19 protein-coding genes and 1 pseudogene are annotated in these 23,719 nt (G+C 73.4%); 11 read left to right on the forward strand and 9 right to left on the reverse strand.

What is annotated here, in order from left to right:
* Window positions 1-9 precede the first annotated feature (9 nt).
* Window positions 10-690: a hypothetical protein gene (locus RNL97_RS02495; RefSeq protein ID WP_030587234.1), complete on the forward strand. Its 681-nt coding sequence runs from the start codon at window positions 10-12 to the stop codon at window positions 688-690.
* Between the two features lie 61 nt (window positions 691-751).
* On the opposite strand, the gene RNL97_RS02500 is transcribed toward RNL97_RS02495, so the two are convergent.
* Both RNL97_RS02500 and RNL97_RS02505 read right to left on the reverse strand, forming a co-directional pair.
* On the reverse strand, window positions 752-1,534 hold the full coding sequence (locus RNL97_RS02500) for an SAM-dependent methyltransferase (protein ID WP_030587236.1): 783 nt from the start codon (window positions 1,532-1,534) through the stop codon (window positions 752-754).
* A gap of 132 nt (window positions 1,535-1,666) precedes the next feature.
* Window positions 1,667-1,822 (reverse strand): hypothetical protein, encoded by a 156-nt coding sequence (locus RNL97_RS02505; protein WP_199814225.1) that lies wholly within the window; start codon window positions 1,820-1,822, stop codon window positions 1,667-1,669.
* Window positions 1,823-2,172: 350 nt separating this feature from the next.
* Between RNL97_RS02505 and proP the strand changes: the two genes are divergently transcribed.
* On the forward strand, window positions 2,173-3,681 hold the full coding sequence (gene proP / locus RNL97_RS02510; RefSeq protein WP_243316271.1) for a glycine betaine/L-proline transporter ProP: 1,509 nt from the start codon (window positions 2,173-2,175) through the stop codon (window positions 3,679-3,681).
* Window positions 3,682-3,729: 48 nt separating this feature from the next.
* Here the strand turns inward: proP and RNL97_RS02515 are convergent, their stop codons facing one another.
* Window positions 3,730-4,683, reverse strand: coding sequence for a 5'-nucleotidase (locus RNL97_RS02515; protein WP_030587242.1), 954 nt, complete (start codon window positions 4,681-4,683; stop codon window positions 3,730-3,732).
* 210 nt (window positions 4,684-4,893) lie between these two features.
* Here RNL97_RS02515 and RNL97_RS02520 point away from each other — a divergent pair, with 210 nt between their 5' ends.
* Window positions 4,894-6,954 carry a neutral/alkaline ceramidase gene (locus RNL97_RS02520; protein ID WP_243313145.1) on the forward strand — a complete coding sequence of 687 codons (2,061 nt, stop codon included), beginning with the start codon at window positions 4,894-4,896 and terminating at the stop codon, window positions 6,952-6,954.
* Window positions 6,955-6,969: 15 nt separating this feature from the next.
* Here RNL97_RS02520 and RNL97_RS02525 read toward each other — a convergent pair whose 3' ends face one another.
* The 4 genes from RNL97_RS02525 to RNL97_RS02540 form a co-directional block, all read right to left on the reverse strand.
* Complete coding sequence (locus tag RNL97_RS02525; protein WP_030587248.1) at window positions 6,970-7,470, reverse strand: NUDIX hydrolase; 501 nt, start codon at window positions 7,468-7,470, stop codon at window positions 6,970-6,972.
* 30 nt (window positions 7,471-7,500) lie between these two features.
* On the reverse strand, window positions 7,501-9,093 hold the full coding sequence (lnt, locus tag RNL97_RS02530; protein ID WP_313751601.1) for an apolipoprotein N-acyltransferase: 1,593 nt from the start codon (window positions 9,091-9,093) through the stop codon (window positions 7,501-7,503).
* 126 nt (window positions 9,094-9,219) lie between these two features.
* Window positions 9,220-9,783 carry a hypothetical protein gene (locus RNL97_RS02535; protein ID WP_030587255.1) on the reverse strand — a complete coding sequence of 188 codons (564 nt, stop codon included), beginning with the start codon at window positions 9,781-9,783 and terminating at the stop codon, window positions 9,220-9,222.
* Between the two features lie 98 nt (window positions 9,784-9,881).
* Window positions 9,882-10,667: a glutamate racemase gene (locus RNL97_RS02540; RefSeq protein WP_030587258.1), complete on the reverse strand. Its 786-nt coding sequence runs from the start codon at window positions 10,665-10,667 to the stop codon at window positions 9,882-9,884.
* 58 nt (window positions 10,668-10,725) lie between these two features.
* Here RNL97_RS02540 and RNL97_RS02545 point away from each other — a divergent pair, with 58 nt between their 5' ends.
* Window positions 10,726-11,898 carry a glycosyltransferase gene (locus tag RNL97_RS02545; RefSeq protein ID WP_313750306.1) on the forward strand — a complete coding sequence of 391 codons (1,173 nt, stop codon included), beginning with the start codon at window positions 10,726-10,728 and terminating at the stop codon, window positions 11,896-11,898.
* A gap of 45 nt (window positions 11,899-11,943) precedes the next feature.
* Here RNL97_RS02545 and RNL97_RS02550 read toward each other — a convergent pair whose 3' ends face one another.
* On the reverse strand, window positions 11,944-13,251 hold the full coding sequence (locus RNL97_RS02550) for a TerD family protein (protein WP_313750307.1): 1,308 nt from the start codon (window positions 13,249-13,251) through the stop codon (window positions 11,944-11,946).
* Window positions 13,252-13,510: 259 nt separating this feature from the next.
* Here RNL97_RS02550 and RNL97_RS02555 point away from each other — a divergent pair, with 259 nt between their 5' ends.
* The 3 genes from RNL97_RS02555 (at window position 13,511) to RNL97_RS02565 (ending at window position 17,386) form a co-directional block, all read left to right on the forward strand.
* Complete coding sequence (locus RNL97_RS02555; protein WP_030587266.1) at window positions 13,511-13,996, forward strand: DUF6643 family protein; 486 nt, start codon at window positions 13,511-13,513, stop codon at window positions 13,994-13,996.
* A gap of 172 nt (window positions 13,997-14,168) precedes the next feature.
* On the forward strand, window positions 14,169-14,789 hold the full coding sequence (locus RNL97_RS02560) for an Rv1733c family protein (RefSeq protein WP_030587269.1): 621 nt from the start codon (window positions 14,169-14,171) through the stop codon (window positions 14,787-14,789).
* A gap of 167 nt (window positions 14,790-14,956) precedes the next feature.
* The gene (locus tag RNL97_RS02565; RefSeq protein WP_243313151.1) at window positions 14,957-17,386 is read left to right on the forward strand and encodes a right-handed parallel beta-helix repeat-containing protein; all 2,430 of its coding nucleotides are present in this window, start codon (window positions 14,957-14,959) and stop codon (window positions 17,384-17,386) included.
* On the opposite strand, the gene RNL97_RS02570 is transcribed toward RNL97_RS02565, so the two are convergent.
* The gene (locus RNL97_RS02570) at window positions 17,353-19,797 is read right to left on the reverse strand and encodes a hypothetical protein (RefSeq protein WP_313750308.1); all 2,445 of its coding nucleotides are present in this window, start codon (window positions 19,795-19,797) and stop codon (window positions 17,353-17,355) included. The genes RNL97_RS02565 and RNL97_RS02570 overlap by 34 nt on opposite strands.
* A gap of 244 nt (window positions 19,798-20,041) precedes the next feature.
* On the opposite strand from RNL97_RS02570, the gene RNL97_RS02575 reads away from it, so the two are divergent.
* From RNL97_RS02575 to RNL97_RS02590, 4 genes and pseudogenes are all read left to right on the forward strand, one after another.
* A complete protein-coding gene (locus RNL97_RS02575; protein WP_030587278.1) occupies window positions 20,042-20,902 on the forward strand; it encodes a DeoR/GlpR family DNA-binding transcription regulator in 861 nt (286 codons plus the stop codon).
* A gap of 51 nt (window positions 20,903-20,953) precedes the next feature.
* A complete protein-coding gene (locus RNL97_RS02580; protein WP_030587281.1) occupies window positions 20,954-21,406 on the forward strand; it encodes an SRPBCC family protein in 453 nt (150 codons plus the stop codon).
* Between the two features lie 122 nt (window positions 21,407-21,528).
* Window positions 21,529-21,894 (forward strand): annotated as a pseudogene (locus RNL97_RS02585) (hypothetical protein); the annotation flags it as partial.
* A gap of 265 nt (window positions 21,895-22,159) precedes the next feature.
* Window positions 22,160-23,704 (forward strand): SDR family oxidoreductase, encoded by a 1,545-nt coding sequence (locus RNL97_RS02590; protein WP_030587287.1) that lies wholly within the window; start codon window positions 22,160-22,162, stop codon window positions 23,702-23,704.
* Window positions 23,705-23,719: the final 15 nt, after the last annotated feature.

Consider the following 23,719-nt stretch of genomic DNA (forward strand, 5'->3'; position numbering starts at 1 on the left):
GAGACCCCCGTGACTCCCACCACCCAGCCCGAGCCGCCCCACCGCCCCGCCCCGGACGCCGTCTCCTTCCTTGCGGCGTGGGGGGCCCTGCAGACCATCGACGAAGCCGTCCGCGACGCACACGGCAGCGCCGGGAACGCCGCCTCCCCGCCGCCCGTCACGGAGCGGGCCCAGGCCCTGGCATCGCTCCAGCTGTTGCGCGAGGTGCGGGAGCAGCTCGCGGGCTGGGAGACCGGTCTGATCGAGACGGCCCGCGCGGCCGGAGCGAGCTGGGCCGACCTCGCCGACCCGCTGGGCGTCGCGAGCCGCCAGGCCGCCGAACGGCGCTATCTGCGCCTGCGCCCCGGCTCCGAGGGCAGCACCGGGGAGCAGCGGGTCCGGGCGACCCGGGACCGCCGGGCAGGAGACCGGTCGATCACCACATGGGCCCGGCAGAACGCGGCGGATCTGCGGTCGCTCGCGGGGCAGATCACCGCGCTGACCGATCTTCCCGCCGCGGCGGACCCCTCACTCGCCCGGCTCCGCAAGGCGCTCGGCGCCGACGACGCCGCCGCCCTGGTCACCCCGCTCACCGCACTCCACTGCCATCTCACCCCGGGGCACGGGGAGTTGGCGGACCGCGTGGACGCACTGACGCGGCACACCGGTCGGCTGCGCGAGGACACGGCTGCCCGCCGACGCGGCGACTGACGGCACAGAGGCGGGCCCGGGCGCACTCGCCCGGGCCCGCCCGTACGACTGCCCCTACCGGCTACGGCTTGCGGGCGACGAGGCCCCACTGGTCGACCGGCACCGCGTCGTCCTCCTCGGGCCGCCAGCGGTCGATCGGGACGAAGCCCGGCTCCACCAGCTCCAGGCCCTCGGCGCAGCCGGTGATCTCCTCCGGTTCCCGGACGAGGTAGGGCGGGTTGTCACCCGACGCGTACGCCTCCTGCGCCGCCAGCGTCTGCGGGGTCTTCACCGTGTCGCAGAGCACCAGATGGCTTCCCGACGGCATCCGGGCCAGATACCGCTGGACGACCTCGATGCCCTCGGCCGGAACGAGGTGCCCGAGGGTCGAGAGCAGGAGCACGGCGACGGGCTCGGACAGGTCGAGGGTCTTCGCCGCCTCGTCCACCACCGTGTCCGTCGCGGAGAGGTCGGCGTCCACATAGGCCGTGCGTCCCTCGGGCGCGCTGGTCAGGAGCGCCTCCGCGTGGGCGAGGACGATCGGGTCGTTGTCGACGTAGACGATCCGGGACTCCGGCGCGATGCTCTGCGCCACCTCATGGGTGCTGTTCGCCACCGGCAGCCCGGTGCCGACGTCCAGGAACTGGCGTACCCCCACCGAGGCGAGATAGCGGATGGCGCGGATCTGGAAGGCGCGGGAGGCACGGGCGATGTCGACCATCTGCGGGTAGGCCCCGCTCACCGCATCGGCCAGCTCCCGGTCCACCGGGTAGTGGTCCTTGCCGCCCAGCCACGCGTTCCAGACGCGCGCCGAGTGGGGAATGTCGGACCGGATCCTGCGGCGGAATTCGTCGTCGACGCTCATGGCTCTCCTCTACCCGCTTGCCGTACCTGGCGGTTGGCCGGACGAACCCCGACCGGCCCCCTGCCGGCGACCGTACCTCGCGCCCGGGCACCACGCGGCGGCGGGGGGGCGAACATGCGCGCAGACGGAGGCTCAGAGGATCCGGCCGACCAGCCCGAAGATCCAGCTGATCAGGACGGCGAGCAGGATGAAGAACCCGATGGTGATCACACCGCACCAGGACCAGCCGCCTCCCGCCTCCAGCCCGTGGCCGTCCCGCCCGCCCAGCTCCCCGTCGAACAGATCCATGATCCACCCTCCCCCGTGCACGGAACCCCCCGGTTCCGCAGGGACGCAATCTCTCACGCCGTCCTCCGCCCGTCGAGCCGGGTCGGGGGGCGAGCGGGAGCGGCATCACGGCAGTCGGGCCCACCCGTGGTCCGTAGACCGTGTGGTCGGTGCCGTACCCCTCACCCATGCGCACCGTCCGGGAGGCCGCCCCGCCGCGGCGGGGCCAGAATCGGAGGCGCTGAGCTCCGGGACGCCCCGTGCCCACGGCGGCGGTCGTCCTCGCGGGCGGAGAGGGCGGACCGATGGCGGGACCTGCACGCCGGGGGCGTACTCCTCGGCGCGAACGTGACAACGCGGCCGTGGAGCGTATGGTCCGCACCCTCATCCGGCGGCGGAAGAAGTCGTTCCGCGAGGACGACGTCACCGTCACCGATCCGCCGAAGGTCCGGCGCGCCGTGACGGCGGCGGCCCTCGGCAACACCATGGAGTGGTTCGACTTCGGGGTCTACGCCTATCTGGCCGGGACGCTCGGCAAGGTCTTCTTCCCCTCCAGCTCGCCGGGCGCCCAGGTGGTGTCGACGTTCGCGACCTTCGCGGCGGCCTTCCTGGTACGCCCGCTGGGCGGGCTGGTCTTCGGACCGCTGGGCGACCGGGTGGGGCGGCAGAAGGTCCTCGCGCTCACGATGATCATGATGGCGGCGAGCACCTTCGCCGTCGGGTTCCTGCCCACGTACGCGGCCGTCGGCTTCGCCGCCCCGCTCCTGCTCCTGGTCTGCCGCCTGGTGCAGGGCTTCTCCACCGGCGGCGAGTACGCGGGCGCCACGACATACATCGCGGAGTACGCCCCCGACAAGCGGCGCGGGTTCCTGGGCAGCTGGCTCGACTTCGGCACGTTCGTCGGCTATTCGCTGGGCTCGGGTCTGGTCACCGTGCTCACCGCCGTTCTCGGCACGGACGGGATGACGGACTGGGGCTGGCGCATCCCGTTCTTCGTCGCGGGCCCGATGGGCATCATCGGGCTGTACATGCGGCTGAAGCTGGAGGAGACGCCCGCCTTCCAGAAGGAGGAGGCCTATCAGGCCACCGAGTCACGCTCCGGCTCCGGGGACGATCCGGTCGAGGAGGCCCGGCAGTCGGGCAAGGGGCGGCTCAAGGAGATCTTCACGAAGCACTGGGAGGCCGTGCTCGTCTGCATGGGTCTGGTGCTGCTGTACAACGTCACGAACTACATGGTGACGTCCTATCTGCCCACGTACATGTCCTCCACTCTGGGCGAGCCGGAGACCACCTCGCAGCTGCTGGTGCTCGGCACGATGCTGCTGGTGGTGCTGCTCATCACCACCGTGGGCCGGACCTCGGACCGGTGGGGCCGCAGACCCGTCTTCATGGCGGGCAGCGTGGCCCTGATCGCGCTGTCCGCGCCCGCCTTCCTGCTGATCCGGCAGGGCGGCATCCTGCTGCCCGCCCTCGGGTGCGCGGTGCTCGGGCTGCTGCTGGTCTGCTTCGCGGGAACGGCGGCCTCGACGCTGCCCGCCCTGTTCCCGACGCGGCTGCGGTACGGGGCGCTGTCGATCGCCTTCAACATCTCCGTTTCGCTCTTCGGCGGTACGACCCCGCTGTTCGCCTCGGGTCTGGTGGAGGCCACGGGCAACGAGATGGTGCCCGCGTACTACCTGATGGTGGCCGGGGTGATCGGTCTGGTGGCCACCTTCTTCCTGCACGAGACGGCGGGACGGCCGCTGCGCGGTTCCGGCCCGATGGTGGAGACGCCCGAGCAGGCTCGCGAACTGGTGGCACGGAGCCGGACCGCGGCGGGCCGCCAGGCGCGCGATGTGTGGCTGCGGGTGCGGGACCTGTGGCGAGGGCCGCCGCACTGACGGGACGCGCGTACCCCCGTGAGGCGCCTGCGATCCGGGTACGCGCGCTCAGGCGTCCGGGACCGCGGTGGCCGCCGGCTCGTTCAGCTTCCCGAACGGTACGTGCACGCTCGGGGTGGTGCGCGAGGTGCTCACCAGGTGGCCCTGCTGGTCGTCGAAGAAGATGTGCGGCTTCAGGATGCCCATGATCCGGCCCTTGTCGATGCCGCCGAGGAAGAACGCGTCGTTGACGGTCACGCCCCACCCCTTGAGGCTCTGCACCGCCCGCTCGTGCGCGGGCGCGTTGCGGGCCGTGACGATGGAGACGTGCAGGCGGATCCGGTAGTCGGGGTCCTTCCGGCGCTCCTGCTCCTCCCGCTGCTGGATCCGGTTCACGTTCGCCAGGAAGTCCCGCAGCGGCCCGGCGTCGTGCGGGACGGCGGCGTTGGCGACCTCGTGGGCGCGGAACTTCTCGATCCCGCCCTCCTGGAACACCTGCTCCGAGGCGTCCGTGGCGAGGACCCCGTCGAAGTCGAAGGAGATCCGCAGGTCGTGGTCGTCCGCGTCGTCCTCGTAGGGGGCGCCGAGGACGTGGCCTGCGGGGAGCCCGGCGGCGACCGCCTCCCGGACGTCCCCCTCGTGTGCCGACAGGAACAGGGACATGTTCAGGGCGGGCATGAACCGGTGGGGCGAGCGGCCCTGCATGAAGATGGCCCGGCTGATGGGCAGTTGGTGACTTTCGATGGAGCGCATGACCCGCAGCCCGGTGTCGGGGTCGTTGCGCGACAGGACGATGACCTCGACCAGGGGGTCGTTCACCCCGCCGAGGTCGTTCAGCGACAGCAGCCGGCGGATGAAGGGGAACGCGGCCCCCGGGCGGAGCGGGTCGCCCACATGCTTCTCCTGGTAGGCGCGGTAGCTCTCCTCGCCCTGCTCCCGGAAGACGGCGTCCGACTCGGTCAGGTCGAACAGAGCGCTGGACGCGATCCCGATGACCAGCCGGTCGGCGAGTTCGTAGTGCACGGCAGTTCCTCCGGTCGGCCCTGTGCTGATGCGCCCCCACTATCGCACCGTCGCACGGCTGTTCCCCACGGACCGCGTTCCTTTACTGGCCGGTAGACATCTATGCGACGCAGGTCACACTGCTCTACGGTCGGGGCACTGCCCCGGCCCCCCACGTCGGTGAGCCGCCGACCGGGCCCCGGCATCCCGTCTCCCGCCCCAGGAGGTCCCATGCCACCCCCCACCGTCCGCCGCTCCCGGCGCGGGCTCCCCGTCGCACTGCTCGCCGCCGCCCTCGGAGCGGTCACGCTCGGCGCCCCCTCCCCCGCGTCCGCGTCGGACACCGCCGAGGAGACGGGCCATCTCGTCGGGCGCGGCATCGCCGATGTCACGGGCGAGGCGGCCGAGACGGGGATGATGGGCTACTCCAGCTTCGACCAGAAGACCTCGGGCATCCACCAGCGGCAGCGGTCGCGCGCCTTTGTCGTCGTCGACCGGGCGAGCGGCAAGCGCGTGGTGTACGTCAACGCCGACCTGGCGATGATCTTCCAGTCCGTCCGGCAGGGCGTCATGGCCCGGTTGAAGGAGCGTTACGGCAGCCTGTACGGCGAGGAGAACGTCCTGCTCTCGGCCACCCACACCCACTCGGGGCCCGGCGGGTACTCCCACAACGTCGCCTACAACCTCTCCGTCCTCGGCTTCCAGAAGGAGACCTACCGGGCGATCGTCGACGGCATCACCGAGTCCGTGGCCGAGGCGCACGAGGACCTCAAGCCCGGCACGATGAGCCTGGGCACCGGGACCCTGACCAACGCCAGCGTCAACCGTTCGCGGGAGGCGTTCGACCGCAATCCGGCCGCCGACCGGGCCGCCTTCCCCGACGGCATCGACCCGGCGATGACGGTGCTGCGCTTCAAGCAGGGCGACAAGGACGCGGGCGCGATCAGCTGGTTCGCCACCCACAACACCTCGATCACCAACAAGAACACGCTCATCAGCCCCGACAACAAGGGCTACGCCTCCTACGCCTGGGAGCACGACCACGAGGGTGTCCGCTACCTCGACGACACCCCGGGGTTCGTCGCGGCCTTCCCCAACACCAACGCCGGCGACATGTCCCCCAACCTCAATCTGAAGCCCGGCTCCGGGCCCACCGAGGACGAGTTCGAGAACGCGCGCCTCATCGGCGAGCGCCAGCTCGACAAGGCCCGCGAGATCTACGACGACGCGCGGCCCGTCGCCGGAGGAGTCGACGCCCGGCTCGCGTACGTCGACATGGAGAACGTGACCGTACGGCCGGAGTACACCCCGGACGGCGAGGAGCACCGCACCTGCCCCGCCGTCGTGGGCGCGTCCACGCTCGCGGGCAGCGTCGAGGACGGCCCGGCCATCCCCCTCTTCGAGGAGGGCATGCGCACCCCGATCGCCCCCATCCTCGAAGCGCTGCGCGTCGACACCCCGTCCTGGCTCGCCACCTGCCAGTACCCCAAGGCGAGCCTGGTCCCCACGGGCCTGCTGAGCAACGTCCACCCGGTCACCCCGAAACGGCTCCCCCTGCAGATCATGAAGATCGGCGAACTGCATCTGGTGGCCGCCCCGGGCGAGTTCACGATCGCCTCCGGCCTCCGCGTACGCCGCACGGTGGCCGAGCAGCTGGGCGTGCCGCTGGACCGCGTCCTGCTCCAGGGGTACGCCAACGCCTACAGCCAGTACGTCACGACGCCGGAGGAGTACGACACCCAGAACTACGAGGGCGGCTCCACGCTGTACGGCCGCTACACCCTGCCCGCCTACCAGCAGGAGTACGCCCGCATCGCCCAGTCCCTGCGCGCGGGGACGGCCCTGGAGCGGGGCACGATGCCGGCGGACGAGTCGGGGCGGCAGTTCACCTTCCAGACGGGGGTCGTGTACGACAACCCGCCCTCGGGCACGGTGTTCGGCGGCGTCCTCAAGGCCCCGGAGAGCTCGTACGCGCGCGGCTCCACCGCCACCGTCGAGTTCGCCACCGGCCACCCGAAGAACAACGTCCGCCGGGGCTCCACCTTCCTGGAGGTCCAGCGGCTGGAGAAGGGCGCTTGGAAGCGGGTGCTGGACGACGGCGACTGGGAGACCACCTACCGCTGGACCCGGCTCAACGGTCTGACCGGCACCTCGAAGGCCACGATCAGCTGGAAGATCGCGCCGGACACCGCACCCGGCACCTACCGGATCGTCCACCACGGGGACGCGAAGAACCTGCTCGGGAAGATCACGCCGTTCACCGGGGCGACAGGGACCTTCACCGTGGAGTAGAGGTGACGGCGGCCTTCACCGTGAAGGAGGGGTGCAGGTCGTGCGCGGGGTGGGCTGGAACCAGGCGGGGCCCTCGGTGAGGGCCTGCTTGATCCGGAACAGGGCGAACTCGCCGAGCGGCGGAAGCCCGTCGAGGGGGAACCAGCCCACCTCCAGCGACTCGTCGTCGTTGACCCGCGCCTCGCCGCCGGTCGCCCGGCAGCGGAAGGTGATGTCCAGGTACTGGCATCGGTCGCCGTTGGCGTACTGCACAGGCTCCAGCGCCTGGGTCAGCACGACCCGTTCGGCCACGCAGTGCACGCCCGTCTCCTCCAGCACCTCGCGCTCCGCCGTCGCCGCCGGCTCCTCCCCGGGCTCGGAGATACCCCCGATGACCGACCACTTCCCCGTGTCCGCGCGCCGGCCCAGCAGCACGCGGCCCTCGTCGTCGAGCACGATGGCCGTCACGCCGGGCAGCAGGAGCAGCTGGTGCCCGGCGGTGGCTCGGATGTCACGGATGAAGTCGGGGGTAGCCATGGACCCGAGCCTACGTGGCCGGTCGTGGTGCTACTTCCCGGTGCCCCGCACCTTGCGGGCCCGGAGCGCCGAGACGCCGGCCCAGCCCAGGCCCGCCAGGGCCAGCAGCGCGATGACGCCCTCGGGCAGCGGGCCCATCCGGGTGGCGGGGGTGAGCGAGGAGCGCAGCGGGACCTCGTCGACGAGGGCGTCGGGGGTGAACATCCCGCTCTTCTCCACGATCGTGCCGTCGGGCCGGATCACCGCGCTGACCCCGCTGGTGACCGGGACGACGACGGCCCGGCCGTGCTCGACGGCCCGCACCTGGGACATGGCCAGCTGCTGGTAGGTCATCTCGCTGCGGCCGAAGGTCGCGTTGTTGCTCGGCACGGCGATCATCTGCCCGCCGTGGGTGACCGTGTCGCGTACGGCGTCGTCGAACGCGGCCTCGTAACAGGTCACGAGCCCCACCTTCGTCCCCGCGAGGTCGAAGACGCCCACCACGGTGCCGGGGACGAACTCGCGCTGTACCCGGTCCACGTCCTCGCTGAAGAAGCGGGCCACCGTGCGCATCGGCATGTACTCGCCGAACGGCTGGATGTGCCGCTTGTCGTAGGTGTCGACGGGGCCCCGGTCGGGATCCCACTCGATCAGCGTGTTGCGGAGGCTGTCGGACCCCTTCTCGACCACCGAGCCGACGACGGTGGGAGCGCCGATCGCCTTGACCGCGTCGTCGATGACCTGGCGGGCGTCCGCGTTGAGGTAGGGGTCGAGGTCGGAGGAGTTCTCCGGCCACAGCACGAAGTCCGGCTGCTTCTCCCTGCCCGCCTTCACCTCCTCGGCCAGCTCGGCGGTGCGCCGGGCGTGGTTGTCGAGCACGGCGCGGCGCTGTGCGTTGAAGTCGAGTCCGAGGCGCGGCACGTTGCCCTGGATCGCGGCAACGGTGGCTGTGCCGTTCTCCGCCGAGTCGTCGACCAGGGGCAGTGCCGCGAGGGCGCCCGCGATGGGTACGAGGACGCTCGCGGCGGCCCCGGCGACGGCTGCGCGGGGGACCTTCCCGGTGGATCGGTACGCCATGGCCTGGCGCACCGCCTCGTAGAGGCCGAACCCGCACAGGACGACGGCGAAGGAGAGCAGCGGGGTGCCGCCGAGCGCGGCGAGCGGGAGGAAGGCGCTCTCGGACTGGCCGAAGGCGATCTTGCCCCAGGGGAAGCCGCCGAACGGGATCCGGGCGCGGACCGCCTCGTCCAGCGTCCAGACCGCGGCGGCCCACACGGGCCAGTACGCGAGGCGGGTCACCGCGGCGACACCCAGGCACCCCACGGCGATGAAGAGTCCCTCGGCGGCGGCCAGCGCCAGCCACGGCACCGGGCCGACGTCCTCGCCGGTCCAGTGCAGCAGCGGCAGCATGAAGCCGAGGCCCGACAGGAGGCCGAGGCCGAACGCGGCCCGCAGCCGGCGCCCGCGCAGCACCCAGCCGAGCAGCGCGAACCCGGGCAGCACGAGCCACCACACGGTCCGGGGCGGGAAGCTGGCGTAGAGCAGGAGCCCGGACAGCACGGCGGCGGCCGGGCGGAGGAGCCGCCGCGGCAGCCCGGCGGCCCGGGGTGCCGCCGGGGGCGGCGAATCGTCGACGGGGGTCATGGTGGCGCTCACCCGCCGGAGTCTACGGTGGGCGGCTGTGAGCGGCGGCGTTGACCTGCGCGGGGCCGGGTCACCGGCGGGGCTGCCCGGCCACCGGACGGGGTGCTCGCCGCCGGGGCGGCAGGGTCAGTCGCCGGGCGGTTTCCCGGGGGACGGCAGGTGCAGGCGTTGCCGGATGAACCGTACGGCCGTCTCGGCGTCGTCGACCGTGACGGTGAAGGTCCGGCCGTCACCGAGACGCAGAGCCATTCCCTCGCCCTTGCGGACCACCACGGCGGTGCCCTGTTCGGGGCGCCAGCGGTAGCCCCAGCCGCCCCACTCGCGCGGATTGATCCGGGGGACGAACTCCGCGCCCGTGACATGGCTGAGCAGGATGCGGCGGCGCGGCAGGCCGGCGTGGCCGCAGCGGACCTCCAGGCTGTCCCCGTCGACCTTGACGGCCACATGGACGAAGGCGAGCGTGCCGAAGAGGATCAGCAGTCCGGCGGCGAGGCAGCCGATCACGGACATGAGCAGCGGGGCGATGCCCGAGGTCCAGGCTCCGTCGACGGCGAGCTCGATGCCGAGCGCCACGCATCCCGCCCCCGCGAGGGCCAGCAGCCACTGGAGCCGGTTGGTGGCGCGGCCGTTCCACTCCGTGGGCGGCGCCTGCCTCGACCCGTGCCTCGCACTCTCGGGGTGGTCGGTCATGTTCAGCAGCGTAACCGCGTTCCGGGCTCCCGGCCGTGGCTGCGGGGGCCGATCGGGCTAGGGCGGATCAGGCCCGGGCATCGCCACCGGCCGTACGGTCAGCGGACGGGTGCCCCGGCGGCCAGGATCCGGCCTTCCGCGTAGGTCAGGGCGGCGTCCGGGAGCGCGGCGACCCGGCCTGCCCGCAGCACGGTGAGCGCGCCGGAGGGTGCGTACGTCGGGGCGGGTTCCGCGCCGATCCGGCGCAGCGCCTGGGCGGCGACCGCTCCGGCGGAGGCGTGCAGGGCGAGCGGCGGGCGGCCGGGCCGCTGCACGGCGTCGCGGATCCGGGTCGCGACCAGCTCGTAGTGGGTGCAGCCGAGGACGACGGCCCGTACGTCGGACGGGGTGAGGGCGGCGGCCGCGGCGACGGCCCGGTCGATCGCTGCCTCGTCGCCGTGCTCCACGGCGTCGGCGAGTCCGGGGCACGGGACTTCGGTGACTTCGGCGGAGCCGCCGAACTCCGCGATCAGTCCGCGCTGGTAGGGGCTGCCGGTGGTGGCCGGGGTGGCCCAGATGGCGACGGAGCCGCCGCCCGCGGCCGCGGGCTTGATCGCGGGGACCGTGCCGATGACCGGCAGGGCGGGCTCCAGCTCGGCGCGGATCGTCGGCAGGGCGTGGACGGAGGCCGTGTTGCAGGCGATGATCAGCGCGTCGGGGTGCTGGGCGGCCGCGGCACGGGCGACGTCCAGGGCGAGGGCGGTCAGGTCCTCGGGGGTGCGGGGTCCCCAAGGCATCGAGCCGGGGTCGGAGGAGAGCACCAGCTCGGCGTCGGGCCGCAGGCGGCGCACGGCGGCCGCTGCCGCCAGCAGGCCGATTCCGGAGTCCATGAGCGCGATCTTCACCCGGTCACCCTAGCCGACAGGCCTTGCGAACCGGGCTCGGTGGGGCAGACTTCGGCGGATGAGCGCCGTTGCCTGGACCGCCGTGGGTTCGCTGATCGCGTGGGTGTGGCTGCTGCTGGGGCAGGGCTTCTACTGGCGGACGGACCAGCGGCTCCCCCGGCGCACCGACCCGGCGCGCTGGCCGTCGGTCGCGGTGGTCGTGCCGGCCCGCGACGAGGCGGCGATGCTCCCGTTGAGCCTGCCGTCGCTGCTGGTCCAGGACTATCCTGGGGCCGCCCGGATCATCCTCGTCGACGACTGCAGCAGCGACGGCACCGGGCAGCTGGCCCGGGACCTGGCCGCCCGGTACGGCGGTCTCCCGCTGACAGTGGTGACGCCCGGGGAGCCCGAGCGGGGCTGGACGGGCAAGCTGTGGGCCCTGCGGCACGGGATCGCGGTGGCCCGGCGGGACAAGCCGGACTTCCTGCTGCTGACCGACGCGGACATCGCGCACGAGCCGGACAGCCTGCGCGATCTGGTGGCCGCGGCCGGCCCCGACGGCTTCGACCTGGTGTCGCAGATGGCGCGGCTGCGGGTGGAGAGCGTCTGGGAGCGCCTGGTGGTGCCCGCGTTCGTCTACTTCTTCGGGCAGCTCTACCCGTTCCGCCGGGTCAACAGCGCCCGGTCGCGGACGGCCGCGGCGGCGGGCGGCTGCGTCCTGCTGCGTACGGAGGCCGCCGAGCGGGCGCGGATCCCGGAGTCGATCCGGCAGGCGGTGATCGACGATGTGTCGCTGGCGCGGGAGGTGCGGCGCAGCGGCGGCCGGATCTGGCTGGGGCTCGCGGAGCGGGTGGACAGCGTGCGGCCGTATCCGTGTCTCGCGGATCTGTGGCGGATGGTCGCGCGCAGTGCGTACGCGCAGTTGCGGCACAGCCCGCTGCTGCTGGCGGGGACGGTGCCGGGGCTGCTCCTCGTCTATGCGGCGCCGCCCGCGACGCTGCTGGCGGGGGTGGCGACGGGTGACGCGGCGGCGGCCTGGGCGGGCGGTGCGGCCTGGGCGGTGATGACGGCGACGTATCTGCCGATGCTGGCGTACTACCGGCAGTCGCTGTGGCTGGGCCCGCTGCTGCCGCTGACGGCGGTGCTGTACCTGCTGATGACGGTCGACTCGGCCGTGCAGCACTACCGGGGGCGGGGCGCGGCGTGGAAGGGCCGGACCTACGCGCGCCCGGAGGCCGCACCCGACCGGTGACGACTCCGCCGCGAGGCGGCGGCCGGTTCGGGCGGGCGCGGGTCGTCACTTGCGGCCGGGCGTCCAGTTCATGCCCCAGCCGTAGGCGGCGTCGATGGTGCGCTGGGGGCTGACGCCCCGGTCCGGGACGAGGTAGCGGACCTCGCGCTGCACGGTGAGGTCGCCGCCGTCGTTGGTGAGGAGGGCGAGGGCGCAGACAGTCGAGGGCACGGTGCACTCGTCGAGGGAGAAGTCGACGGCTGCGCCGTTCTGCGGCTGGAGGGTGACCGTGGCATGGAGGTCGGCGAAACTCCGGGCGCCCTCATAGACGGTGACGAAGATCAGTACGCGCCGCAGCAGGTTCTTGTGATCGAGGTTGATGGTCATGTTCTCTCCGGTGGAGAGCGCACCGGTGCGGTCGTCGCCGTCGAGATGGATAAAGGGCGGCTGATTCAGAGAACCGAACGCGTTTCCGAGAGCCTGTACAACTCCCTTGCGTCCGTCGGTGAGTTCGTAGAGCGCGCAGAGATCAAGATCGAGGTCGGCGTGCATGGCGACGGCCCGTCCGAGTTTCGCTCCCCACCCTTTGAACTGTTTGCGCACCTCCCAGTTGAGGTTGATGCGCAGCGCACCGGAGGTACCGCCCTGCTTGGCGAGCGAGACGGACGGAGCGCTCTTCGTCAGCGTGATCTTGGTCAGCCGTACGGGCCGCGTGACGGGCGGGGCCGCGGGAGCGGGCGGAGCGGGGCACTGCGGGGCGGCCGGGGCCGGGGAAGGCACGGGAGCCGGGGCCGGGGCGGGCGGCATGGAAGCCTGCGGGGCGGGCGGGGCCTGCTGCGGTTCGTCCACGGAGATGCCGAAGTCCGTCGCCAGTCCTTCGAGACCGGTGCTGTAGCCCTGTCCCACCGCGCGGAACCTCCAGGCGCCCTGACGGAGGTACAGCTCGCCGAGGATGAACGCGGTCTCGACCGTGGCGTCCGAGCTGTCGAAGCGGGCCAGCTCCGCGCCGCTCGCCGCGTCGGTGATCCGTACGCAGAGCCCGTCCACCCGGCCGAAGCTCCCGCCGTCGGCCGATGCCGCGACGACGATGCGCCCGATTCCCGGCTCGACCTTCCCGAAGTCGACGAGGAGGGTATCGGTGACCCGGTCGGGAGCGGCCTGCTTGCCCTCGTGCCGGACCGCCCCGGAGGCGTGGGCCGGCTGGTTGTAGAAGACGAAGTCGGCGTCGTCGCGGACCTTTCCCGCCACCAGCAGCAGCGCGGAGGCGTCGACGTCCGGGACGCCGGGTGCGGCACGCCATCCCAATTCGACGCGCACGGTGCCGGAAGGCACCGGAACGTTGGCCCCTTTTTGCATGGTCATGATCGCCCCCATCGCGAGTCCGGCTGCCCGCAGGCATTTCCCCGACAACCTAATCCCCGGCCCGCCGGAGCGTGCCCCCGCCGGCCCCGCCACCTCCCGGCGATCTGCCGGTAACCCCCCGTGAACTTGGCCTTTACACGATCAGTAGACGTCAGTGCGCCCTTTTTTGCCAAGTTCGCTCGCATTGGGGATCGAGGTTCACTCACATCGCGGAAAACAACCCTCTTATCGGGCTCCCCTTCCAGCACATCGTGGGCTTAACTTAGGTGGCATGACGTCCCCCCGCTCCACCTTCGGCGGCGGCTACTACGCCGCGTCGTTCCCCGACACTCCGATCTACGACTCCTTGGTCGCGGAGCGGGGAACCCCTCAGATCGCCCCCATCCGTGTGCCGGCCGCGTACGACACCGGTAACAGCTACCTGCCGGCCCTGCCGTCGGCGCTGCCGGCCCTGCCCGCGGCCCCGTCGCAGCAGACCGGCTCCTACGGCTACCCGCAGCAGCAGCCGGTGCCGCAGTACCAGCAGGCTCCGGCGCAGCAGGCGCCGATGCAGCACGCCCAGCTGCAGCACGCGCCCGCGCCGTACATCCCGCAGCAGCCCTCTGCGGTCCGCGGCTATCCGCAGCAGCCCCAGCCGCAGCGCCCCTCGCCCGCCACCGGGTACGAGTCGATGCGTCCGGCCGCGCCGCGCCCCGTACCGGCCCAGTCGCCGTACGAGGACCCGTACAACCGGCCGTACCAGAGCCGGGGGTACTGAACCGCCACTCCGCCCTGCGGCACGGTGCGCCGGGGGACGCACCGAGCAACCTCCGACGGCTGAGCGCGGTCCTACGTACGGAGGCCGGGCTCGGCATCTCGACGATCCACCGCACCACGGGCCCGCCGAGGCAGGCCGCGGGGACATCGATCGACGGGGACGGGGGCACGGGGTGAGGGGGCAGTGGGCACTGCTGCGGGGGCTGTTGAGCGGGCGGGACCATCCGCTGCGCCGCGCCACCGACCGCCGCGAGGCCTGGGTGGCGCTCGGAGCGCTGCTGCTCCTCGTGATCGGGGCCCCGGTCGCGGGCTGGGTGGGCGGTTCCATCGCCGATGACGCCCTCCAGCGGTCGGTACGCGCCCAGCACCAGGAGCGCCACCCCGTCGAGGCGGTCGTGGTGGGCCGGGTCCCGGGACGGGAGCGGTACGGGGGTGATCCCGAGGGCGGCTCCGAACGGGCGGCGCGCGTACGGGTGGTGGCGTCCTGGCAGGCCCCGGACGGCAGTCCGCGCACCGGAGAGGTGGCCACCGCGTCGGGGCCCGGCGTCCCGGGGTCCTCGCTGCGGATCTGGACGGACGCGGCGGGCCTTCCGGTCCCCCCGCCGATGGACGGGCGCGCCGCCCGGTCCCACGCGGTGCTGGGCGGCATCGGTACGTTCCTGCTCGCCGCCGGATGTGTCGAGGCGGGCCGCAGGGCGGTCGTAGGGCACATGGTGCGGCAGCGGTACGCCCGTCTCGACCGGGAGTGGGCCGCGGCGGGCGCGGACTGGGGCCGGGCCGGAACGGGCGGCTGACCACGGTCTCCGCCGGCCGGACGCGGCCGTCGGCGGCATCGCCGCGCGGGGCCGACTCGTCAACTCCCGGCCCTCACGCGCGCTACGGTGGTCCGACCCCGTCCGCCTTCCCGGCGACGGACGGGCCCGAGGCAGCGCACAGCACGAGGTGGGGGCACGGCAACGCCATGGCACAGGGCACGGTCCAGGTGACGCACACCGGCACATCGCGATGGCGCCGCCGCACCGGCGAGTACGCCTCCCTCTCCGCGGCCCTGGAGGCGGCGGCCGAGGGCGACGTCCTCACCGTCGCGCCCGGGACCTACCGGGAGAACCTCGTCATCCCGCGCGCGGTGACGCTGCGCGGCCCGGAGGGCTCGGCCGGCTCCGTGCGGATCGCGCCGCTCGACGGCGTACCGCTGACCGTGCGCGCCTCGGCGGTCGTCCAGGGCCTGCACATCGAGGGCCAGGACTCGGCGGCCCCGGCGCTGCTGGTCGAGGACGGCACGGCGGAGCTGACGGATCTGCGGATCGTGACCCGGTCCGCCGCGGGCATCGAGGTGCGCGGCGCGGCCCGGCCCACCGTGCGGCGCTGCACGGTCGACAATCCGGCCGGGGTCGGCATCGCCGTACTGGACGGCGCGGGCGGGGTGTTCGAGGAGTGCGAGATCGTTTCGGCGGGCCAGTCCGGGGTGTCGGTCCGCGACGGCGGTCACCCGCGCCTGGACCGCTGCCGGATCCACCACGCCTCCGGAGCGGGCATCGGCGTCACGGGCGACGGCAGCGGTCTTGAGGCGTTCGGCTGCGAGGTGTACGAGATCAAGGGCAGCGGTATCCAGGTCACCGCCCGCGCCTCGGCCCATCTCACCGACTGCACCGTGCACCGCACCTCGGCGGACGGCGTCACGCTGGACACCGACGCGGTGCTGACGCTCGCCGACTGCGACATCCACGACATCCCGGAGAACGCCGTCGACCTGCGGTCGCGTTCGGTGCTCACGCTGACCCGTTCCACGGTCCGCAGGTTCGGCCGCAACGGACTCTCGGTCTGGGACCCGGGGACCCGGGTCGACGCCAACCAGTGCGAGATCCACGACAGTACGGGCGACTATCCGGCGGTCTGGGTCAGCGACGGGGCGACGGTGATACTGGACGCCTGCCGGGTGCACGACGTGCCCGACGCGCTGTTCGTCCTCGACCGGGGGTCGCGCGCAGATGTGGTGGACAGCGATCTCTCCCAGATCCGCAACACCGCCGTGTCGGTGAGCGACGGGGCGACCGCACAGCTCGACGACTGCCGGATCCGGGAGGCGTCCACGGGCGCCTGGTTCCGTGACCACGGCAGCGGCGGCACCCTGAACAACTGCACCATCGACGCGGCGCAGACCGGGGTCATCGTCACCAAGGGCGCGGACCCCACCATCGAGCGCTGCACGGTCACCTCCCCCGCCGAGGCGGGGTTCTACGTGTCGGCCGAGGGCCGGGGCACCTTCGACGGCTGCCGGGTGACGGGCAGTCAGGGGTACGGCTTCCACGTCATGGAGGGCTGCCGCACGACCCTGACCCGGTGCCGTACCGAGCGGTGCGCGCGGGGCGGTTACGAGTTCCCCGAGGGGGACGGCGGCTCCACGGCCGGGCCGGTGGCCCGGGACTGCACGAGCGACGAGAGCGGTCTGCGGACGGCTTCGGCCCCGCCTCCCCCGGTGCTGACGGCCACGCAGTCGACGCCGGGGCTGCTGGGTGCGCTGCCCGGGCAGCGCGCGGTCGAGCCCGCCCCCGAGCCGGTCGCCCCGGCGGAGCCCGCCCGGGACTCCTCGGCGGTCCTCGGTGAACTGGACGCGCTGGTGGGCCTGGACAGCGTCAAGCGGGAGGTGCGGGCGCTCACGGACATGATCGAGGTGGGCCGGCGCCGCGCGGAGGCCGGGCTGAAGGCCGCGTCCGTCCGCCGCCACCTCGTCTTCACCGGCTCCCCCGGTACGGGCAAGACCACGGTCGCCCGGCTGTACGGGGAGATCCTGGCCTCGCTCGGCGTGCTGGAGCGCGGCCATCTGGTCGAGGTGTCCCGGGTCGACCTGGTCGGCGAGCACATCGGCTCGACGGCGATCCGGACCCAGGAGGCGTTCGACCGGGCGCGCGGCGGGGTGCTGTTCGTCGACGAGGCGTACGCCCTCTCCCCCGAGGACTCCGGCCGGGACTTCGGGCGGGAGGCCATCGACACGCTGGTGAAGCTGATGGAGGACCACCGGGACGCGGTCGTCGTGATCGTCGCGGGCTACACCCAGGAGATGGAGCGGTTCCTCACCGTCAACCCCGGGGTGGCCTCACGGTTCTCCCGGACCATCACCTTCCAGGACTACCTCCCCGAGGAGCTGCTGCGGATCGTCGAGCAGCAGGCCGAGGAGCATGAGTACAGCCTGGCGGCGGGGACCGGGGAGGCGCTCCTGAAGCACTTCACGGCGCTCCCCAAGGGCCCCGCCTTCGGCAACGGCCGCACCGCCCGCCAGACCTTCGAGTCGATGGTGGAGCGGCACGCGGGCCGGGTCGCCCAGCTCGCCGAGCCGAGCACGGACGACCTGACCCTGCTCTACCCGGAGGACCTCCCCGACGTGTCCTTCTGAGTCCGCGCGTCCGCCTGCCGGGGGACGAGCGGGCCCAGCTCCTCCAGGAGGTCGGCGCGCGCGTCGGCGAAGGCCGGGTCGGCCTGGTAGTCGGAGTGCCCGAGGATCGGCTCGGGCAGCGGGAGCTTCGTGGTCCGCCCGTAGGCCAGCGGGTCCTTCAGGGGGCCCCGGTCGACGCCCGGGTCGGGGTCGGCATCGATGCGGACGGGGCCGCCGATCGGGTCGGTGGCCCGCCACAGATTGCGCCAGCAGTGCACCGAGCGGTGCAGCCCGAGCAGCGGCTCGGGACCGAAGTAGGCCGGGAACCACCGCCCGTACAGCCGCTCCAGGGGTGAGCCGTAGGTGAGCAGCGCGACCCGCGGGCGGGTGGCGTCGGGCAGCTGCCAGACGGCGGAGGCGGCGAGCACGCTGCCCTGGGAGTGCCCGGAGATGACGAGCCGGCCCCGGGGCGTGGTCGACGTCCAGGCGGCCATCCGCGAGGCGAGGTCGGGGACGGCGCGCTCGGCGTAGCACGGGGGCGCGAAGGGGTGGGCGGCGCGGGGCCAGAAGGTGCCCACGTCCCAGAGGATGCCGATGGTCCGGCGGGCCGAGGCGTCCTTGTAGGCGCGGCGGCCACCGGCGACGAAGAGTATGAAACCGAAGCCGATCAGCCAGGAGCCGGTGGACTGGGCGGCGTCGGCGAACGATTCGAGGAGCGGCCCGCTTCCGTCGGCGGCCCGGCCCGGCACCTGGTCGCTGTACCAGGATCCGGCGACGGCGCCCGCACCGAGCAGCAGGGTGGCGGTGGAGAGCACGCCGACGATCCAGGGCGCGGAGTCGGTGAGGGCGGCGGCGGCGCGGATCCGGGCGATCCGGCGGGTGCGCCCCTCGTCGGGCGGTTCGGGGGCGTACTCCGCCTCGATGAGCGGGCCCAGGCGGCGGGCGGTGCGCGCGGTGCGGACGACCAGCACCAGGACGGGGACGAGCAGGAGGAGCAGGAGCATGGGGATGACGGAGGCCTGCCAGCTGAGCAGGACCGGCGGTCCGGCGATGTCGGAGCTGCGCCCCATGCCCGGGGTGCCGGGGCCGTCCAGCCAGTCGGCGACACGCTGGGCCACCCCACCGGTCATCACACCGCCGAGGGCGCAGGCGAGCATCGCGACCGCGGGGCCGCCGAGCCCGTACAGGACGGTGCGGGGTTCAGGGGTGCGCCGGTAGAGGCCGCGGGCGACCACGGCGAGGGCGATGACGAGGATGCCCTCGCCGAGGGCGAGGAACCGGAAGGCGGCCTCACCGGGCAGGGCGCCCGAGGACTGCCAGTCGGGGCGCGACCAGGACGCGTACAGCACGGCGAGGCCCAGCAGGGCCAGCGCGGAGCCGGGCAGATAACTGATCAGGGCGCCGTCCAGGCGGGTGTCGCGGGTGCGTTCGCTGCGGCCCCGGCGGCAGACGACCCACACGACGACGAGCGCGCACAGGACGATGCCGCCCTCGACGGCCGTGCCGATGAACCGGGGCACCGGTCCTTCGGCGCCCCGGTCGTGTCGTGCGGCGGCGCCGGCGACGGCCGCGGCGACGGTCAGGAACCCGGCCGCCGTGTGGGCGGCGCGGAGCCGGGCGACGAGCCGCCGGCCGTACCAGAATCCGGGCCTGCCGAGCGCGGGGCGGACCGGAACGGCTTTGCGCGGATCCTCCCCGGCCTTCGGGCCGGGTGCGTCCTGGCCGTGGTCCGCCACCGCCCCGGAGGGGCCGTCCGCGTCGACGTCCTCCTGGTCCAGGGGGCGTTGGGACTCGTACGCGCTCCAGGTCCGGTTGGACAGGTACCACAGGAGGCCCACCAGGGCCGCGGGCACGACGGCGGCCAGGGCGAGGCGGCGGCCGGGCTGGGACCACCAACCGCCCTGACGCTCCGACAGGAAGCCGAGCCAGGAACGGCGTTCGGCGCAGGCGTCGGCGCCCGCGCACTGCCAGGCCAGCAGGTCGAGGGCGACTTCGCAGGCGGCCGCCGTGAGCAGCACGGTGAGGCTGAGCGCCACGAGCCGCACCAGGACGCCGTACAGCCGGACCGCGCGGGTGCGGCCGGTGGCGGTGGGCCGCATCCAGTGGGCGAGGTTGACCACCATGAACGGCAGGAGCAGCAGCCACAGCGCACGGGAGCCGTTGCCGGAGGTGAGGCCGGACCAGCAGTACGCCTCGGCGACGGGCTCGTTGCGGTAGCGCTCGGGGTGCTTCTCGCCGTGAGCGTCCTCGGTGCGCCGGTACACGGCGGCGGTCGTGTCCCCGGTGACCCGGACGGTACGCGGGTCGTCCAGCATCTCCTGCGGGGTGGCGCCGCCGACACCGTGGACGAGCAGTTCCAGTGCTGTCCCGGCGTGCTGCGGGGGCTCGGTTGCGGGCGGGGTTGCGGACGGGGGCGGGGTGGCAGGAGCCAAGGGGGGACTCTTTCTCGGGCGAGCGGCACAGCGGGTACGGGTGCGGGCAGGGCGGCGGCGGGCGGACCTGGGAGGTGGAGAGCGGCGGGCCCGCCCGGAGCCACGATCCGCGGTCCGGAGCGGCCGCGTGAGCGGTCTCACGGAATCTCCCCAGGTGATACGCCGGACATGCCTGCGTGGCAGGATGAGCGTGTCCCGCAGACCGCTGCGGACGGTACGGCAGAGGGAAGGACCGGACCCGGCGTTGAGCGAGAATCAGAACCTGCTCGCGGAGCAGCGCCGTGCGCTGATTCTCGACGAGGTGCGCAGGCGTGGCGGGGTCCGGGTCAACGAGCTGACCCGCAAGCTGAACGTCTCCGACATGACGATCCGCCGGGACCTGGACGCGCTGGCCCGCCAGGGCGTCATCGAGAAGGTCCACGGCGGAGCGGTACCGGTCGTCGAGGCGAGCACGCACGAGCCCGGGTTCGAGGCGAAGTCGGCGCTGGAGCTGAGCGCCAAGGAGGACATCGCCCGGGCGGCGGCGGCCCTCGCGGTGCCCGGCAGTGCCATCGCGCTCTCGGGCGGGACGACGACGTTCGCGCTGGCCCGGCATCTGCTGGACGTGCCGGATCTGACGGTGGTGACCAACTCGGTGCGGGTGGCCGATGTGTTCCACGACGCGCAGCGTCCGGCCGGGGGACGCGGCGCGCGGCCCGGGGCGGCGACGGTGGTGCTGACGGGCGGGGTGCGCACCCCCTCGGACTCCCTGGTCGGGCCGGTCGCGGACCGGGCCATCGGCTCCCTCCACTTCGATGTGCTGTTCCTCGGCGTGCACGGGATCTCGGCCGAGGCGGGGCTCTCGACGCCCAATCTCGCGGAGGCGGAGACCAACCGCCGTTTCGTCCGGGCGGCACGCCGGATCGTGGTGGTGGCCGACCACACCAAGTGGGGCACGGTGGGTCTGAGTTCCTTCGCCGCTCTGGAGGAGGTCGACACGCTGGTCACGGACGCGGGCCTGGCTCCGGAACTGCGCGCGGAGATCGAGGAGCATCTGCCGGGCCTGCTGGTGGCGGGCGACGTTCCAGCCGGGACCGCCGACGTCCCGCCCGCCACCGAGGGCTGACACGGATTCCGCTCGGCTCGCGGTGTGCGGGAGTCCGCCTAGGATCGGGCTGTGGCCGTCTTCCGGATCGAGCGCTTCTCCCCTCTCCCCGCAGCCGAGGCCTGGCGCCGGGTGACCGACTGGGAACGGCACGCCGCGCAGGTGCCGTTGACCGCGATCTCGGTCCCGACCGGGCTTCCCTCGCAGCTCGGAACGGTCTTCGTGGCGCGTACGGGGCTGGGCCCGCTGACGTTCGACGATCCGATGGAAGTGGTGCGGTGGACGCCGCCCGCCGGGGGCCGGGCCGGGGTGTGCCGGCTGGAGAAGCGGGGCGCCGTGGTGCTGGGCCGGGCCTCGATCGACGTGCTGCCCACGGATTCCGGTTCCCATGTGGTGTGGGTCGAGGAGCTGCGGGTGCGGCTGGTGCCCCGGTGGGGTGACCCGCTGCTCGCCTCCGCCGGACGACGCATGTTCGGCAAGGTCCTGGACGCCCTGCTCGCCTCCCCCGGCGACGCGCCCGGGTGAGGCGGCGAGCGGCCCGCGCGGGTGGGGAGCACGCGCGCCGCGTACGGGTGATGCGACCGTCACACGATTGACTCGTTTGTCGGTATGACACCCCCGCCAGGGCCCCGGAAGGCACCGATTCCATGCCGATCCACCAACCGCAGCAGCGGACCGACGTACCGAGCGACCGCACGGCCGTGCAGCAGGCCGAGGCCGCCCTTGTGGAGCACTGCCCTCGCCTGGTGCGGCTCGCCCATGTCGTCCTGCCGCCCGCGCTCGGCCGGCACCGCCGGGTCCTGACCGCCCACGCCGTCGTCCAGCGGGCCCTGCCCGCGGCCGGGAGCAAGGCGTCGAGCCCGCGCGTTCCGGCCCCGTCCCGCCGGACCGGCCCTCCGGCGGGCGCGGAGGGCGCCTCGGCGGATCGGGGCCCCTCGGGTGGGGCGTACGGGTGGGTGCGGCTGCGGGTGCTGCGGGCGGCGCCGGCCCACGAGCGGCGGCCCCGCTGGTACGTCCTGGCCGCGGGGAGCCGGGCGGTGACCCGAATGGAGGTGAGCGGGGCGGTGCGGGGCGCGGCGGGCGGGCAGACCTTCGCGGTGCGGGCGCTCCGTGACGCCGACGTGGCGCTGACGCCGTCGCTGCGCGAGGGCGGGACGCTCACGGCGGTGCACTGAACCGGCGCGCGGCGCCCGGGCCGTCACCGTACCGATGGCATGGATGCCGCCGTACGGAGTCCTCGACCGGTCCCGGGGGCCGTTCGGTGTCACACTCGGACAGGTGACGGATCTTGAGGACGGCCCCGGTGGAGCAGTTCCCCTCTGCCTGGTGACCGGGGCCACCGGTTACATCGGCGGCCGGCTGGTGCCAGTCCTGCTCGACTCCGGGCGCCGGGTGCGCGCCCTGGCCAGAACGCCGCAGAAACTGCGCGACTACCCGTGGGCTGACCGGGTCGAGGTGGTACGGGGCGATGTCACCGACGCCGACTCCCTGGCGGAGGCGATGCGGGGCGTCGATGTGGCGTACTACCTGGTGCACGCGCTCGGCACCGGCTCGGCGTTCGAGGAGACCGACCGCAGGGCGGCCCGGATCTTCGGCGAGCAGGCACGGGCGGCCGGGGTGCGCCGGATCGTGTATCTGGGCGCGCTGACCCCGACCGGGGTGCCGGAGAAGGACCTGTCGCCGCATCTGCGCTCACGGGCCGAGGTGGGGCACATCCTGCTGGCGTCCGGGGTGCCGACCGCGGTGCTGCGCGCGGCGATCGTCATCGGCTCGGGATCCGCCTCGTTCGAGATGCTGCGGCATCTCACGGAGCGGCTGCCGCTGATGGTCACCCCGAGCTGGGTGCGGACCCGGATCCAGCCCGTGGCCGTACGGGACGTGATCCGCTACCTGGTGGGGTGCGCGGCGCTGCCGACCGAGGTGAACCGGACCTTCGACATCGGGGGCCCGGACGTCATGACGTACCGGGACATGATGCAGCGCTATGCGGCCGTGGCGGGGCTGCGGCCGCGCGTCATCCTGCCGGTGCCGATGCTCACCCCGACGCTCTCCAGCCGCTGGGTCGGTCTCGTCACTCCGGTGCCCAGCTCCATCGCCCGGCCGCTCACGGAGTCGCTGCGCCACGAGGTGGTCTGCGCCGAGCACGACATCAAGGAGTACGTCCCCGATCCCCCGGAGGGGACCATCGGCTTCGACCGGGCGCTGCGACTGGCCCTGAAGCGGATCCAGGAGGCGCGGGTCGACACCCGGTGGTCCAACGCCGCCGTTCCCGGCGCGCCGAGCGACCCGCTGCCCACCGACCCGGACTGGGCGGGCGGCAGCCTCTACCGCGACGAGCGGGAGATGGCCGTGCCGGTCGGGCCCGAGGCGCTGTGGCGGGTCATCGAGGGCATCGGCGGCGAGACCGGATGGTACTCTTTCCCGCTGGCCTGGGCGGTACGGGGCTGGCTCGACCGGCTCGTCGGCGGGGTGGGGCTGCGGCGCGGCCGACGGGACGCCCAGCATCTGCGAGTGGGCGACTCGCTGGACTTCTGGCGGGTGGAGGAGATCGTGCCGGGCGAACTGCTGCGGCTGCGGGCCGAGATGCGGGTGCCGGGCCTGGCCTGGCTGGAGCTGTCGGTGCGCCGCGACGAGCGGGGCCGGACGGTGTACGGGCAACACGCGCTGTTCCATCCGCTTGGGCTGTTCGGCCACGCGTACTGGTGGAGCGTATGGCCTTTCCACTCGGTGGTGTTCGGCGGGATGGCGCGCAACATCGCCGAGGCGGCCGCGGCGGAGGAGAGGCGGCGCGGACCGGCGCCCGGCAGTGGTACAGACAACTGACGGTCGGGCCGCTAG

The organism is Streptomyces parvus (assembly GCF_032121415.1).
Lineage (GTDB): Bacteria > Actinomycetota > Actinomycetes > Streptomycetales > Streptomycetaceae > Streptomyces > Streptomyces globisporus_A.